This is a genomic window from Halosimplex amylolyticum, from assembly GCF_051414035.1.
GTDB classification, from domain to species: domain Archaea; phylum Halobacteriota; class Halobacteria; order Halobacteriales; family Haloarculaceae; genus Halosimplex; species Halosimplex amylolyticum.
In genome coordinates, this window is the sequence record NZ_JBLKNW010000008.1 from 76,043 (window position 1) to 91,315 (window position 15,273).

Annotated in this window: 14 protein-coding genes and 1 pseudogene; 7 read left to right on the plus strand and 8 right to left on the minus strand. The window is 59.6% G+C overall.

The annotated features are described in order from the left end of the window. Window positions 1–6: 6 nt before the first annotated feature. Window positions 7–261 (minus strand): hypothetical protein, encoded by a 255-nt coding sequence (locus ACMGFE_RS22475; protein WP_436927520.1) that lies wholly within the window; start codon window positions 259–261, stop codon window positions 7–9. Between the two features lie 514 nt (window positions 262–775). Here ACMGFE_RS22475 and ACMGFE_RS22480 point away from each other — a divergent pair. Continuing rightward, window positions 776–2,014: a mandelate racemase/muconate lactonizing enzyme family protein gene (locus tag ACMGFE_RS22480; protein WP_436927521.1), complete on the plus strand. Its 1,239-nt coding sequence runs from the start codon at window positions 776–778 to the stop codon at window positions 2,012–2,014. Window positions 2,015–2,234: 220 nt separating this feature from the next. Here ACMGFE_RS22480 and ACMGFE_RS22485 read toward each other — a convergent pair whose 3' ends face one another. The 6 genes from ACMGFE_RS22485 to ACMGFE_RS22510 all read right to left on the minus strand — a co-directional run bounded on the left by ACMGFE_RS22485 (window position 2,235) and on the right by ACMGFE_RS22510 (window position 8,309). Beyond that, window positions 2,235–2,837: a DUF7519 family protein gene (locus tag ACMGFE_RS22485; protein WP_436927522.1), complete on the minus strand. Its 603-nt coding sequence runs from the start codon at window positions 2,835–2,837 to the stop codon at window positions 2,235–2,237. Further along, on the minus strand, window positions 2,834–4,801 hold the full coding sequence (locus tag ACMGFE_RS22490) for a DUF7269 family protein (RefSeq protein ID WP_436927523.1): 1,968 nt from the start codon (window positions 4,799–4,801) through the stop codon (window positions 2,834–2,836). The genes ACMGFE_RS22485 and ACMGFE_RS22490 overlap by 4 nt, the downstream gene beginning before the upstream one ends. After that, window positions 4,802–5,770: a DUF4129 domain-containing protein gene (locus tag ACMGFE_RS22495; protein ID WP_436927524.1), complete on the minus strand. Its 969-nt coding sequence runs from the start codon at window positions 5,768–5,770 to the stop codon at window positions 4,802–4,804. A gap of 133 nt (window positions 5,771–5,903) precedes the next feature. Next, complete coding sequence (locus ACMGFE_RS22500; protein ID WP_436927525.1) at window positions 5,904–6,890, minus strand: AAA family ATPase; 987 nt, start codon at window positions 6,888–6,890, stop codon at window positions 5,904–5,906. Window positions 6,891–6,982: 92 nt separating this feature from the next. Then, window positions 6,983–7,300 carry a hypothetical protein gene (locus tag ACMGFE_RS22505; protein WP_436927526.1) on the minus strand — a complete coding sequence of 106 codons (318 nt, stop codon included), beginning with the start codon at window positions 7,298–7,300 and terminating at the stop codon, window positions 6,983–6,985. Window positions 7,301–7,586: 286 nt separating this feature from the next. Next, on the minus strand, window positions 7,587–8,309 hold the full coding sequence (locus tag ACMGFE_RS22510) for a ThuA domain-containing protein (protein ID WP_436927527.1): 723 nt from the start codon (window positions 8,307–8,309) through the stop codon (window positions 7,587–7,589). Between the two features lie 103 nt (window positions 8,310–8,412). Here ACMGFE_RS22510 and ACMGFE_RS22515 point away from each other — a divergent pair. The 5 genes and pseudogenes from ACMGFE_RS22515 to ACMGFE_RS22535 all read left to right on the plus strand — a co-directional run bounded on the left by ACMGFE_RS22515 (window position 8,413) and on the right by ACMGFE_RS22535 (window position 13,043). Then, window positions 8,413–9,048 (plus strand): annotated as a pseudogene (locus ACMGFE_RS22515) (IS6 family transposase). Between the two features lie 109 nt (window positions 9,049–9,157). Next, window positions 9,158–9,421, plus strand: coding sequence for a hypothetical protein (locus ACMGFE_RS22520; protein WP_436927528.1), 264 nt, complete (start codon window positions 9,158–9,160; stop codon window positions 9,419–9,421). Between the two features lie 352 nt (window positions 9,422–9,773). Next, on the plus strand, window positions 9,774–10,799 hold the full coding sequence (locus ACMGFE_RS22525; RefSeq protein WP_436927529.1) for an ABC transporter permease: 1,026 nt from the start codon (window positions 9,774–9,776) through the stop codon (window positions 10,797–10,799). A gap of 2 nt (window positions 10,800–10,801) precedes the next feature. Beyond that, window positions 10,802–11,830 carry an ABC transporter permease gene (locus ACMGFE_RS22530; protein WP_436927530.1) on the plus strand — a complete coding sequence of 343 codons (1,029 nt, stop codon included), beginning with the start codon at window positions 10,802–10,804 and terminating at the stop codon, window positions 11,828–11,830. Window positions 11,831–11,924: 94 nt separating this feature from the next. After that, window positions 11,925–13,043, plus strand: coding sequence for a Gfo/Idh/MocA family protein (locus tag ACMGFE_RS22535; protein WP_436927531.1), 1,119 nt, complete (start codon window positions 11,925–11,927; stop codon window positions 13,041–13,043). Between the two features lie 169 nt (window positions 13,044–13,212). Here ACMGFE_RS22535 and ACMGFE_RS22540 read toward each other — a convergent pair whose 3' ends face one another. Continuing rightward, complete coding sequence (locus tag ACMGFE_RS22540; RefSeq protein WP_436927532.1) at window positions 13,213–14,322, minus strand: Gfo/Idh/MocA family protein; 1,110 nt, start codon at window positions 14,320–14,322, stop codon at window positions 13,213–13,215. Between the two features lie 189 nt (window positions 14,323–14,511). Between ACMGFE_RS22540 and ACMGFE_RS22545 the strand changes: the two genes are divergently transcribed. After that, window positions 14,512–15,195 carry a ThuA domain-containing protein gene (locus ACMGFE_RS22545; protein WP_436927533.1) on the plus strand — a complete coding sequence of 228 codons (684 nt, stop codon included), beginning with the start codon at window positions 14,512–14,514 and terminating at the stop codon, window positions 15,193–15,195. Window positions 15,196–15,273 lie beyond the last annotated feature (78 nt).

The following is a 15,273-nucleotide window of genomic DNA, read 5'->3' on the forward strand; positions in this document are numbered from 1 at the left end:
GCGGATCTACCGCTGTCTCGCACACAGAAGGAGGAGTGTCACCGTGACGAACATCGTCATGCCGAGGAGGAGGAAATCGAGCTGCAAAATGGCAGCCGTCTGCGGATCGTGAGACACGAACAGAAACGAGAGTACCGAGAGAACGAGGAGCATGACCTGGAGAACGAACGCGGCGAGTAGGAGGGTCGTGTGACCGCAGACAATCCACAGTAACCTGTCCTTGTACGAATATGAACTCAGTTCTTCGTCCAGTTCTACCATGTAGCCCCTCTTCTGAGGAGACTGGGTTAAATATTTGGTCTCGGGAACGCCGTCTATACGGCAGCAGCGGGGGTCTCGAAGCCAAGGCAGTGTCATTGAGAGAAGTGCCGTGTTGAATAGTGCCCTCTGAACTACGGTGGGGCTATTCGACCCTTAAGATAGTCACCGACAGTTCCTCTAGAGGGTGGTTCGAAAGTAGCAATCCATGACAACACCGCTATTCAACACAGCAGAGAGAAGAACAACTGTATATGGGGTCCTCAAGTCGCTTACCTCCATCATGGGGGCAATCATGTTTTGAGAAGCCGCACGTAGACGAGTACACGAGGGTGAAACCCCTGAAAATCCAATTTCAGTCGCCTTTGAGGGGGAACGGTCAGGGACATCGGGCTAGCCTGAGTTTCGCGGTGCCGTGACGACGAGGGCCGATCGAACTACCGGCAGACGGTCATCTGTGTTGGAAAGACAGCGGTATCAGTTCCTTTATCATACACGTACGAGTACGCTCTGCCAGATGGAGATAGCAGACGTCAGTGCCTACGGACTGTCCTCTCCGATCGAACCGTCGCAAGAACGGCCGTTCCACGGCGGGGTACGCACGCTCCACAAGCGCGATTTCGTGCTCGTAGTTGTCGAGACAACCGACGGCGAACGCGGGTTTGCCCCTGCCGGCGCCAGTAGCTCTGCGATGCGGGAGTTTTTCGAGGGCGCGTCCCAGCAGGCCTTCGCCGAGACGATCGACTCAGAGATTGCCGATGCACTGGAGGGCCTCGAACTGGCCGAACCGGCGGACGTTCATGACGTCGGTCTTGACGCGTCTGTGTCGGGCGTCGTCGAGTCACAGGCGCTCTCGACAATCGACGTCGCACTCCACGACATCGCCGGTAAGCGCCGGGGTGTTCCCGTCTACGAACTTCTACGCCCCGACGACTACGAGCCTACAACGCACCTCCCGCTGTACGCCAGCGCGGGGATGTATATGGCACCAGAAGGCTTCGCCGAACAGGCCGCGCTGATCGAAGAGTGTGGGTTCTTCGGGTACAAGTACCGCCCAGGGATTGGTCCGGAGGGAGATAGAAAAACCGCCGAACTCCTAGCCGAAGCAGTCGACGAGACGGAACTGATGGCCGACGCCCACACCTGGTGGAAACTTGAGGAGCCCTACAGTGAGGAGGAGCTCGATGACATCGTCGCGGCTTACGCCGAGCACGACTTCTACTGGCTAGAAGAGCCCGTCAGCCCGGACGACTACGTTGGCTACCGGACACTCGCTGAGAAATCAGGCGTCCCCCTGGCCGGCGGCGAGAGCGAGGAGTCGCCCGACGGACTGATCACGTTGGGTGAGACCGGTGCAGTCGATTTCCTGCAAGGCGATGTCCGTCACCACCGTGGCTTCACCGGTTGTCGGGCCGCGGCCGAATGGTGTCAGGTTCGCGACGTGATGTTCGTTCCGCATAACTTCGGGACATGGCTCGGACTCGTGGCGAACGCTCATCTGGTGGCGGCCACACCCGAATCGGAACTCGTCGAGTACCCCGTCTTCGAGGGCGATCCGGTGCTAGACGCCAGTGGTGACCCCGGGATGTACCCGTTCGACTTAGCGTTCGACATCATCGAAGGCGAACCCGACGTTGCAGACGGACACCTCACGGTGCCTGACGGCCCCGGGCTCGGCGTCGACGTCGACATGGACGTCGTTGAGGAGTACCCCTTCATCGAAGGACCTTGGACCGAGTTCGATTACGACGGGTAACGCGACGGCTGCGCTCTCTGCGGGAGTCAGCTGTCTGATGGGCGATGTGGCTCTCGAAACGACCGCTCTCGGGCGGCCTACGAGAGGCCCGTAGTGGGTAGCTACTGTCCGGGTCACAGCACACGTTTTCGCGTAACCGGTCTGAAGGAGAGTCTCCCACTACGAACAGTTGCAATCAGCGATGAGGGGCAAGAGAAAAAGGTGCGAACTGAACCGACCGCTAGTTCCGGAAGACCCAGAGCAGGACGACGACGCCGAGAACGATGAGCGCCACGGCCGGGGCAGGTCGTCCGTCTCCAGCCAGCTGGAAGACACTGAATGCGAAGACATCTACGACCACGACCGCGACGGTCGTGATGCCCGTGTGGACGAGTTCGAGCCGTTCGGTACGTCCGTCTCGACCGATCTGTGCCCCGATCGAGAGGCCGTGCTGTCCGGCGTCCCAGGCGACGAACAGGGCAGAGACGCCGAGCAGCATCAGTTCCAACGGAACCGCACCGTAAGCTCCCGAGATGACGGTCCCGACGAGTCCGAGACCGACACCCAGCGACACGTATCCCCGTGAGGCGCGGAGGTACATCCCCCCCGCGACGAGAACGACGGCGCTGATGCCGAACGGGGCGGCGAGCAAGTTGAACGGCACTGTGGCACCGACTCCGATCAGCGTTGCCACCGTTGCGAGGATGCGGCTGACCTGCGGGGGCGAGTGGTCTACGCGGACCGTCTCCTTCTCTTCCGTGTCGAGTTCCCGGTCGTCGACTGGGGCCCCGGTCGTCGCTGGTTCGTCTACTTCAGCCGCCTGCCCGGCGGGTTCGTTACTCATTGGCCCCACCTCCGAGCGGCATGTTCGAGTTCGAGACGCAACGGGTTGGCGGGGTTCCAGTCGACGACTCGGATACCGTGCTCGCGCAGGCGGAGAACGCGCACTTTGCGCTCGAGCCGGGCGAGACGTTGACCGACCGTTCGCGTCGCCGTCGGGTCCGGACTGATGACCGTGATCAGGTGTCCCCCAGCGTCAAGTTGGCGCGCGACTTCGTAGACGAAGTTCTCGGTGAGCGGCGAGAACAAGAATATCTGCGTGCTCGATGGGAGCTGTCGACGGATGTGGGTCATCGGATCGACGTAACGGCCGGACTTGTCGGCGACTTCCGGTGGGAGCGGCGATATCGCCGGATGACCCGAGAACGTCTGTCGCACTTGCTCGACGTGTTTGTCACCCGTGTTCGGACCGATCCAGAGGTTCACTGTGTCGAAGGCGGCGAGGCCGACGAGGTGCCCCCCCTCGATCAGCGACGAGAAGATGTCATAAGATGCCTGAACTGACCGGTTGACTACGTGTTGTTCGCCGACACCGGGAGAGACGTACGCCCCGTCGCGAGCGTCGTACATCATGACTACCTTCGCAGCGCGCTCCTCGCGCATATCGATCGTGGTGAACTCACCTGTCGTCGCGTAATGGCGCCAGTTGATCCGGCGCAAGGGATCGCCCGGCTGATAATCTCTGATCGAGTGAAACTCGAGGCCTTCGCCGCCGACATCCGTGTTGACCTCGCCGGAGTACATCGACGTCTGCATGCGGACCGGCATCTCGAGGGCAGTCCGAAGCCGAGGGAAACACTGTAGTTCGACGTCGGCGTCGAGGAGTGCTTCACGTTCAACAGAACCTGAGGGGTCGCGACCGACTGCTTGTACTGGCCACGTGTATTCGCCGCGTTCGGCGACAAGGGTGTACTGGAACGTCGTCGTCTGCCCTGGGCGCAGTGCAGTTCCGACCCGCGCTGCACCGTCTATGACTCGCATTGTTGGTGGCACTCTGTCCACAAGTCGGACGTCGGTGAGGAAGCTCTCGCCCGTGTTCTCGACCGTGACAGTGACTTCGACTTCGTCGCCTGGTTCAGGAGACTCCTCGCTGAGCTGACGGTTGACCTCGAGCGCAGTTAGTGCTGGCGGCGACCCGAGTTTCGAGTAGCCGACGATCCCGAGTGCAGCGACGCTCGACAGGAGCAACGGCGGCTGACTCGAGAGGACTCCAGCGGCCAGTGCGACGAATGCAAAGGCGGTTACGCCCTGCCAGTGACGGGTAATGAATAGGTTCCGATAGCGGACAGTCGCCGTGACGCGTTCGCCCTGGTCGTCGTCGATGACGTCGTTCGCCCGCATCGAACGGTAGTCATCCACATCGTCTTGAGGATCTGTTGTCTCCTCGGCGAAATTTGCCCGCCGTTCGATGGCCGCAACGGTCGCACGCAGTTTCCGCTCGTACGCCGTTTCGCTGTCGGTCAGACGACGGCGGAGTTGGGTGAGGAGGCCCGGTGACTCGCCGCTTTCCAGTCCCTCGGCGAAGAAATTCGTCGCCGCGGCATCGTCTGTCCAAGACCCATCCTTGAGTCGAGAGATCGCCTCTTCTCGACTGCAGTCCGCTTCCTCCTGAATGACCGCGACGGCGACTTCGCCGACCGCTTCGCGGATCTGTTCGCGATACTCGATTGTGGACTCTCGGAGGCGGGTTAGCCGGTACACCATCTCGTCGAAGTCCGAGCCAGGCGTGGGCGTCGAGAGCGGGGATTCCACCTCTGGGATGGCCGTCATTCGTGGGACCGCGTGATAGCGGTCTCGAGCGATGTAACCACCCATGAGTAGGGCACAGAGGCTCGCCACTTGAGCAACTACCATCCCAAGCGGGATCGAGTCAGCGACGCCGGGGATGAACAGCAGGACGAATCCCGCTACCACCGCGGCGCCACCAATAACCATACCGGCTCGGTAGATCGCACTGTCGATATCCATCTATTGCTCACCTCCAGACTCGGCCCGGTCAGTATCATCTCTCATCGATCCTTCGTATTCAGCTTCGATGGCACGTAGTATCTCGATAGCACGGTCCTCTCTGCTTTCGGCGTCTTTGTGCCCATACCGGACCTCGTTGAACAACTCTGTGAGTTCGTGGACGTCGTCAGCCTCAAGCCCCGCTTCGATGGCGGCGTCGGCGAAATCCATCGGAGCGATCGATTCGGGGTCCGGGATATTCAGAAGGTTTGTCATCTCGAGCCACGCGCGATACACCGCGTTGTCGACTGACGCGTTCCCCTCCTCGATGCGGTCGGCGGCCCGCCCGGCCGCTTCTGCGAAGTCGGCCGCCTCGGGTGCCTCGAAATCCTCTTCGTCCTCAACTGGGTGGAACTGTTCGTCTCCTCGCGTGACCGAGACGATCATGAGCACGGCGAGCCCGAGCACACCGACGAGCACAGCAGCGATGAGCGCCGGGGGAATCGACGGGGCCTGTGCGAGTCCGCTACCAGCGGCGGGGTTCCCGAGCCCGCTGCTCCCGGAACCGCTCCGGAAGTTGGGACAGTTAGTCAAGAGGAAGTACGCTCCAAATATGAGCGGGCCGACAGCACTGCCGACTAGTAGTGTCGTCGCGGCGTTGAATTGGCGGTAGACCACGTAAAAAAGTGCCGTCACCGACAGAAGGATCCCGGCTATAGCCGTCGGTGAGCGGAGCTCCTCGATGCATATCTGCAGGCTGACACCACTGTCGCTTGCTCCAACGCTTTCACCAGTGTCGTTACCACCGACTCGTTCTCCGTCACGGTTCGGTCCCTGATCCGCACTTTCACCAGTATCGATGTTGAACCCGCCCATGTTTTCCGCGCCACCGACTGTCGAATTGATCGTGGCCGCCGTCATCGAGAGTGCCAACATCGCCAGGAGAATCAGCGCGAGCGAGGGATACTTGTCACGTGTACTTTCGTTCATCGGTTATTGTAGGTCGGTTAGCGTGGCTGATTACGGCGGTCACCCGTCGCGAACACACGAGGACAACGTCCCCTCGCACCCGCTCCGAGAGCGAGGCGGTCCGTTTTGGCTGCGTTCGGTAGTCGAAACATGCTCAGTTAGCGGGCGCCTCTCTCTCGATGGTCGGAACGGGGACTTCGTCGATGATGTCCTCGATAACTGCTCCCTTCTGGACGTCGTTGACCTGCGCTTCGGGCGTGAGGACGAGTCGGTGGGCGAGGACGGGTTCGGCGATGCGCTGGATGTCGCTCGGGACGACGTACTCCCGGTTATTCATTACTGCGCGTGCGCGAGCGGCCTCCATTAGGCGCTGGAGACCCCGGGGAGAGACGCCGACCTCGACGCGGTTTTCCTCATTCGAGAGGCCGACGATTTCGCTCATGTATGTGAGGAGGTCGTCGTCGACTTCTATTTGTTCGGGGACCTGCTGCAGTGCGAGGATCTCCTCGGGATCTTCGACCACGGGGTCGGCGGTCGGAATGGATGTCGTTCGGTTCAGCCGTCGACTGAGAAGTTCGACTTTTCCCTCGGTGTCGGGATGACCGAGCGAGTCCTTTACGAGGAATCGGTCGACCTGGGCCTCCGGCAGCGGGAAGGTGCCTTCTTGTTCGACCGGATTTTGCGTCGCAATGACGAAAAACGGCGGATCAAGCTTGCGGGTCTCACCCGCGACGGTCACCTGGCTCTCGGCCATCGTTTCGAGCATGGCGGCCTGTGTCTTCGGCGGAGCACGGTTGATCTCGTCACCGAGGATGACGTTGCCGAAAATCGGGCCCTGCTGGAACTCGAATTCGTTAGTCTTCTCGTTGTAGACGTTGGTACCGAAGACGTCGCTCGGGAGCAGGTCCGGCGTGAACTGGATTCGGGAGAAGTCGACGTTCAGCGCTGTCGCCAGGACGTTGGCAGTGAGCGTTTTCCCCGTCCCGGGGACGTCTTCCAGCAGCACGTGGCCCTGAGCCAAGACTGCCAGCATGATGTTCTCCAGAAAGTCCCGGTCGGTGATGACGACGGATTCCACTTCGTCGAGAATCTCGTTTATGAGGTCGTTTGCCTCCTCAACATCGTACTCAATACTCGCCATAATCAACGAGAACCTGATCCATCACAATAAATATATCGGAGATGGAGCAGACGATCCCACACCGGATCACCCGACAGTCAACTCCGTACCACTCAAAAAATCGTGTCGCCTTCTTCACTGTCCGCTACGGGCCCGGTGTCGCCCCCCTCAGTCGCCTGCTGGAGACGCTGGCGCCTATCGTAGAGGATGTAGCTACCGATACCCGCGATGGCTATCCCCACTACACCGAAGGCGTAGGCCTGCTGTCCCGCAATAATCGCACCAATGGCGAGAACTGCGCCTAATGCAACTCCAACTATCGGCCCTAGCGTCCCCCATTGAGACTTCCCGCAATGGGGACAGTTATCCAGGTCTGAGGGGAACGTTTCGTCACACCTCCGACAGACAATCGACGAACCTTGTTCGGACATACCAGAAGAATCCATACTCCAGCAAAATAAATATGCGGTTGTCTGCAAGTAGAGTCGACGGATTACTGCGACTAGAGGAACTGTTGTGTTCGGAGTATTCAGCACTCTCAGTTGCCGCGAAGTCGTCGGCAGTCGGACGTACTTCGACAGACCCAGTCCGTGAACCGCTGGTCAAACTGGCCGTTGCTGACACTGGCCGGTCGCGAGTGAGGCGCTTCAACTCGAACTCGCAGACGAACAAGTGATTTTCGGATCTGGAATCCGGTCAAGCGTCGAATTACCCGCTTCAGAACCCCGCCGTATCACCGGTGGCCGCCCACGTCGACCCGCGTGCCAGGAGTTCTTGGAACGGTTCGTTTTCGAACGTCGTCATCGTCGATCCCTTGTCCTCCTCGGGGTCACCCGGCCACACGTGACCGAGCGCATGGTGATAGACGCGCCCCTCGCCGTAGCGCAGCACAAGCACTACCGGTTCGTCCTGCCCCGTCCCCCCCGTCTCGGGGTCAGAGTGCGCGGTGGCGAGTACTTCATAATCGACGTCTTGAGGATTCGACAGTCCGTGGTACAGCTCATCCCAGATATCGAAGTCTTCCATCCCATCCGCTATCGGATGGTCGGTGTCGGTGAACTCCACGGTGAACTCGTGGTACGATCCGTGGCCTGCGTTGTCGCGCCACAGCAAGCCGACCATCTCCTCGTAGGCTTCCCAGCCGGGAAACGGGTTGTTCGCCGCGTGGAGTATCGTGACGCCGGTCCCGTTCGCGACTGCTCCCTCGAAGTTTTCCTTGGCGGAGTCGCTCCACTCTGGCCCGTTGTAATCGATGAAAAACAGGTCGTAGTCCCGCTCCTCGTCGTAGTTCGACAACACGATATCGGGGTCTTCCGTAACGTCGACGTCGAACGCTCCCGTCGACTCGAGTACCTCTCGGCAAAAAGGGGCCGAACGCTCCCAATCGTGATTGTTTGCTCCCGTCAGTAGTAGCGTCGCAATCTCGGAGTCTCGCACCATAGCAATAGATTGCTTGTTCGGTCAACTGTTAACGTTTACCCCGTGTCGCTGGTGGTACTGGGGTAAGGTGGAAAAGTGAGGCGGTCGAATTTTACTGGTGTCCATGCAGAAATTCGACCGCCACATCGAAGATAGCGCCTTCCCCGAGTTAGAATTTGTGGAGCGAGAGGTGACACCCGAACCCGCGATGAAGTTGGGTATCCGACTGCACGCGACGGGATTATCGCTGGCGGATACCACGTCAGTCCTCGCTGGCCTGGGTGTCGATCGGGCGCGTTCGACCGTGCATAATTGGGTCCAGAAAGCCGGCTTACAGCCCGACGACGGGAAAGACCCGAATCACGTTGCCGTCGACGAGACCGTGATTCAACTCAACGACCAGCGCTACTGGCTGTACGCTGTCGTCGATCCCGAAACCGGTGAATTCCTGCACGTTCGGCTCTTTCCGAGCCGAACGATCGTGATCTCGAAACAGTTCTTCGCCGAACTCGCCGAGAAACACCACGTCGCCGACAGTCTGTTTCTTGTCGATGGCGCTCCCTGGCTTCAGGCCGCATTGCACTAGCTACGACTCCGATTTCAACATATCACACATGGAAATCGGAACGCCGTCGAACGGCTCTTTAAGGAACTGAAGCGACGCACCGACCAGTTCGCCACGCATTTCCGCCACGCAACGGCTGACTCAACCGAAACATGGCTTCAAACCTTCGCCTTCACCGCAAATCAGCTAATCTGAACAATGCCGTAGGAGGCAGGGGCCAACTTTTAGATGATCGGGCGCACGCATGAGGCTGTAGCTCACCGAGCAGAGTAAAAGTTATGTCCGGTCGGGAATCAATTGTAGTGTGTTCGAATACATCGCCTCGTATATCGGGTCACGAACCGACCACCCCCTGCTGGTGAGCCTGTTCGCCCTCGCAGGGATTTTCCTCGTGTCGGGGTTCGTCGTTGAATCGATCACCGGAAACGGCGCTGCTGCCGGATTCTTGGCGATCTTCGCCATCCTTGCTACGTTTCTCGGCCTCATCGGGTATCTCTTCCTCTTCCTTGCCAGGATCGCCTCGCGGATCGTCGAGTCGCGCCTCTACTCTGACACGAATACCGGGTAGAACAGGTATTTGGCGACACCGAACGTAGCTATTCGACACTCAAGAGAAAGGAGGGTCAGGTAGACAAATTATGGGATCAAGTACAGATTGTTGCGGCAACCGGATCTGGTCCGGTCCCGATCCATTGGCAGGTTCCCCGTAACGGCTGTTTTAGTGGACGGGGACGTTGTAAGAGACGGGCGCGGATGCCGCTAACGAAACTTGAAGCCGCCGGGAACAAGAGAACCGGTGGGTCCCGCTACTGAGACGTACGGAAACGGTGCAGTCAGGCGATCCTCTGTGACACGTCTAGGCGAGGTAAAAGGAAGTCATCTGCCGCAACCTTTATATGATTCACCCGAAATCACCCTCTATGGCCTATCTTCGTGATCGGCTAATTCAGGCAGCGATCACACTATATGGAATTGTCACGCTCGGGTTCATATTCAATAAGATGATGCCGGGCAGTCCAGTTACGTATCTCTCGAATCAAGTCCGGCAGAATCCAACCAGATACGGACTTTCTAGAAACCCTACGCAACGGGAAATTAACCAGGTCGTCGAACAGATGATCAACATCGACCCGGATAAATCGCTCATTGAGGCTTACATCGGTTACATGGAGCAGGTCTTTTTGCATCTCGATTTCGGGGAATCGATATTTATTGATCCCGGAGCGAACGTTATGCAACTCATTCTGGAAGCGGCGCCGTGGACGATCTTTCTCTCCATCGTTGGGTTGCTGTACGGATTGATCGTCGGAATCCTGCTGGGATCGATAATGGCGTACTTCGAAGGGACCAAATTCGACATCGGGATGAGCGTGACCATGATTCTTAACGGTGCGATCCCATACTACGTCGCTGCAATCTTCCTACTCTACGTGTTCGGCTTCCAGTTCGGGTGGTTCCCGACGGGCGGACGAGTCAACCCTGACGCGACGGCGGGAATGAACTGGCCGTGGATAGCGTCAGTATTTAGACACGCCGCGCTCCCCTCGTTGTCGTTCATCATCGTCGGATTCGGTGGGAGCGCGCTGGGCATACGCGCGAATTCAATACGGCTCATTGGGTCCGACTATATCAAGGTGGCGCGTCTCAGGGGGCTGTCGACCTACCGGATCTCAACCTCATATCTCGCCCGAAACGCTATCCTCCCAATGTACACGGGGATCGTCATCGGCCTCGGTGGAATCCTCGGCGGATCCGTGATAATGGAGCAGATCTTCTCGTATCCCGGGATGGGGCTGCTCATGTTCAACGCCACTGTATCTCGTGACTTCCCGGTGCTGATGGGCGGGTTCACGATAACCTCGTTCCTCTTCGTGATCGGAACGTTGATAGCCGACTTCACGTACTCGATCATCGACCCGCGGGCCGACCTTAGGGGGATGGAGTAACGATGAGCGACGCTAAATCTGACTCGGTCTTCACATCAAAGGCCGATTACCAGCAGACGAAGCTGGGACACTTCCAAGAGCAACTCGATAGATGGATCGTCGCCCCCTTCAGTATCCTCATAGACGATTACCGGGGGCGGGTAGGTATCATCATCGTCACGGTGTACCTGTTGATGGGGACCATCGGTCCCATGTTCATCCCGGTTCCCACCTCCAACATGGGCCCGCGTCTGATCCAGCCGTTCGAGAATCCGAATTTCCTGCTGGGGACCGACGCACAGGGCAGGGGGCTGCTGGCACTGATGGTCCACGCGACGCCGTCGATGCTCAAGATGATGATCGCGGGCGCCCTCTTCGGTAACTTCATGGGCACCGCCCTCGGGGTCATTGCTGGATACAAGGGCGGAACCGTCGACAAGGCTATCATGACGGTCTCTGACACAATAGGGTCCATTCCGGGACTGCCATTGCTGCTTATAATCGTGGCAATCGTCGAACCCCGGAACCCGTTCGTCGTCGGAATCATCCTGAACATCCAGGGATTATTCGGCGCGTCACGCGGGCTCCGTGCACAGGTACTTCCGCTCGTCGACGAGGAACACGTGGAGGCGTCCCGCGCCATGGGGAAATCGACGTCGGGAATCCTCGTGACGGAAATCCTCCCCCACCTCCTCCCCTACATATTCATCGGGTTCCTGGGCGGCATGACAGGCATCATCACCGCCTCGGTGGGCCTGTACTTCCTTGGGGTTCTCCCCTTCACGACGCTGAACTGGGGGGTTGTCCTGAACAGCGCCTACCAGAGCGCGGGAGCGCTGTACACGCCGGAAGCCGCACATTGGTTGATTGTCCCGCTGGTGACGATTACAGGGCTCACGTTCGGTCTGACGATGCTAGCACAGGCGTTCGACCAGGTGTTCAATCCGCGAGTGCGGTCCCGTCACCTCGGCCGGAAACAGGCCGGTGAAGACGCGGCCGACGACGAAGTCGACGTCCAGACTGCTCAGGAACAGACCGGCATGCGCGTGTAAGTCGACGCGCGTTCCCCGTTCTCACTCCAGCCCAACGTATCGGATATTCGATTAAAATCGAAAGAGAAATCTCCTCAAACGGCCACGCTCTGGTATGCCGATACCGAGCCTACTCGTCGGAGCCGGGAACCGGGGCAAGTATCACGCGCTCTCGATGGACCAGAACGAACAGTTTGACCTTCTAGGAGTCTGTGATGTTGACTCCGACCGCGCTCGCGATGTTGCCGCGCTGTTCGACGTCCCGTCGGTGTTCACGGACATCAAGAACGCGATGGAGGAAGTCGGTCCGGACTTCGTCGCGACATCGCTCCCCCCGTCGGTCAACCGAGAGGTCACCGAAGCAGTGCTGTCTGCCGAACCCGAAGTCGTACTGATTGAGAAACCGATCGCGCCGACTTACGAAGACGTGGCAGCCCTCGAAAACGCCATCGGAGCGAGGGACACTGACGTCGTCGTCTGTCATGAGTACGTCTACACGAAGGAAGCGCAGGCTCTCAAGGAGTGGGTAGATAGCGGGGAGATCGGGAAGCCACTGCGGATCGTCGTCTCGACACAGGGTCGACTCCCCTCGACGGGAACGCACATCCTCCACCTCGTTGACTGGCTCGTCGGTCGGTCGCCGGAGGTAGTCAGAGCGTTCGTCGGCGGTGACGTCGAGGTAGTTTCGTATCCGGAACTTGTCGAACCCGACGACGCCGTGCTCGAACTGAACTACGGCGGTGACACGGACCTCAGGGCATTCGTGCACGCTGGCCCGGGCGGACAGACAGTCCCGGTCCACGAGGGCGCGGGCGTGCTCGAGGCCCGTATCGACGTCATCGGGACCGAGGGCCGTGCCGAGGCGGTGATATCGAGTCACGCCACCGTCATTGGAGATAACGGCCACCAGGAAACAGTTCGAGCACGCGACGCCGGAGACAACTGGTTGGAACCATATCGCGAGCTGGAACTCGATATCATCGGCACTGACCGCCCCTGGGAATGGGGATACCTCGTCGGTTACGCAACTGAACGGCTGTACGAGGACGTTCCGCCGCTGGTCACAGAAACGGACGCGACACACCCGGCGAACTACGGGAGCGCGGCCGACGCCCACCTGACGATCGACACCGCGCTGCGGTCGATGCTCGACGGACAGGAGGTGATTCCATCCCCGTCAACAACTGAGTCAACCACTGCGGAGCGTCTTCAGCGGTGGGCGGACGATCGATAACCGGCCGTCCGAGGTCGGCGGGTCAGTCGGAACCCGATCTAATGACAGACACGCGACCGGTCACGATGAAACCGCCGATATCGAGTATCCCACCAGACCGCTAGTTGCCGCTCCGAACTTATCTATGGAAATCGTCGAACCGGCATACGCTTCGGTATTCGCTGAGCAATCAGGGAAGAAGTTCGACTTCAGCGTGATTATCAGGAGCGTTCGCCGCTTCGTTCCACGCACATCCCGCCGCGGCTACGTGAAGAGCCATCTCCGCATCGATCACGGCATCGCCATCGCCACGGCAGGCGGCGATCCACTGGTCGATGTCGTATGAGTTCTCCTCTGCGCGCCGTTGTTCGCCATCGAAGGGCAACCGCTCGATTCCGTCGTCAGTATGGACGAGCACCTCGTCGCCGGGGGCCTGATATCTGACAACACCGTCGGTGCCGACGACTTCAGCTTCGATCCCGCCAACGCCCCAGTCGCCCATGTCACAGTAGGCTTCGAGTGTGCTCAACTGGCCGTTCTCGTGGCGGATGGTCGCCTTGAAATGGTCGGGCGTATCCCACTCTTCGCGCCCCTCGTCGCTGTCCCAGGCGGGCATCCGCTGGGCGTGGCCCCAGACGTCCGTGATCGGGCCGAGTACCTCAACCGCGAAGTGGAGCGGGTACCAGCCGAGGAAGTTACAGCCGTTCCCCTCTCCCGGGTCGGTGTACCACGTCCCCGAAGTCCACTCGCGACACCGGAAATGCTGGTGCATCGCTCGCAGCGAGTGGACGTCACCAGTCGTCTCTGGTCCGATCTCCGAGAACAGCGTCCGCACCGGTGGATAGCCGTGTGCGCTCCGGCCTGCGGAGAACACCGTCGACGGGGAGAGCGAGTCCTGGATCGTCCGGAGGTCGTCAACGTCGACACCGATCGGTTTGGCCGCGAATGCGTGAACGTTCTCTTCCAGCGCCCGAGACGCTACGTCCGGCATCCTCGTGTTCCGCGTGCACGTAATGATCCCCTCGGCCTGATCGATAGCCGCAGAGAGGTCGCCCACGTCTGGAACGTCGAACTCGGCCCCGAACTCCGATGGTGTCATCCCCAGATTGGCTTCGACCGCGTCTGGAGCGACGCCCAGATCGGTATAGCCGACAAGCTCGGCGTCGTCGGACTCTTGGACCGCGGGCGCGTACACGGTCGGCCAGTACATCCCGTCGATACCAGCGATTACAACGTCCATGGAGAACGATGCGAACTGTTGTCGCCCATTCGAATAAACGCTTCGGCGCCCAAGACTCACGACCGGACCACAGCTCGGCATTCGACAGCAGGAGATACACAAGACACGTTCCGATTCGACGACCGACCTCCGTCCGTAGACTCGCACCACACACCGTAGGGTATCGCCCATGCAGCACCGACGAGACGGTCGTCTGAGGATTGTGGACCCACCGACAGAAATTTGTATTTCGCCGCGGAGCAGTCTCGTATGGAAGACGACCTGTCAGTAGCGCTTATCGTCGGTGGTCACTCTTTCGATCCACTGTCGATGCTCACCATGTTCAACAAGTTACCCGGTATCGAGACGTATCCGCAGGATCTGATGACATTCGTGGAACGGTCGGACCTGCGCGACGAGTACGACGCCGCTGTGTTCTATAATTTCCACGACAACCAGGGGGTTCCTGGTCTCGTGCTCCCGCCGCATCTGTACGACCAGGTCGAAAACGCCATCCGCGACCTCGGGGAAGCCGGAACCGGCATTGTTCCGCTCCACCACGGGGTCGCCGCGTTCGTCCACTCTGAGGAGTGGCGTTCAGTGACTGGACTCGACGGTGGGAGCCTGACCGGCGCACACGTGGGTGAGACGTTCCAGGTCGACGTCGCAGACCCGGCTCATCCGGTCACCGAGGACCTCTCCTCGTTCGAGATGACTGATGAGACATATACGATGGACGAACCCGATGGTGACAGCCAGGTCCTGTTAACCACAGGTCACGAACCGGGGATGGACGCGCTCGCTTGGACGAGGCAGTACGAGAACGCCAGAGTGTTCTGCTACCAGTCGGGTCACGACAACGAGGCGTTCGGCGACCCGAACTTCCGACAGGTGCTGTCACACGGTATCTGGTGGGCGGCCGGCGTCGATGAGCTCGATGTCACCATCCAGTGATGCCGTAGCGGACGGTGAAACGACACGACGGCTTCAGGAACGCAGTGGTTGCGCTGCAGTATAGCCATCTCGACTGGC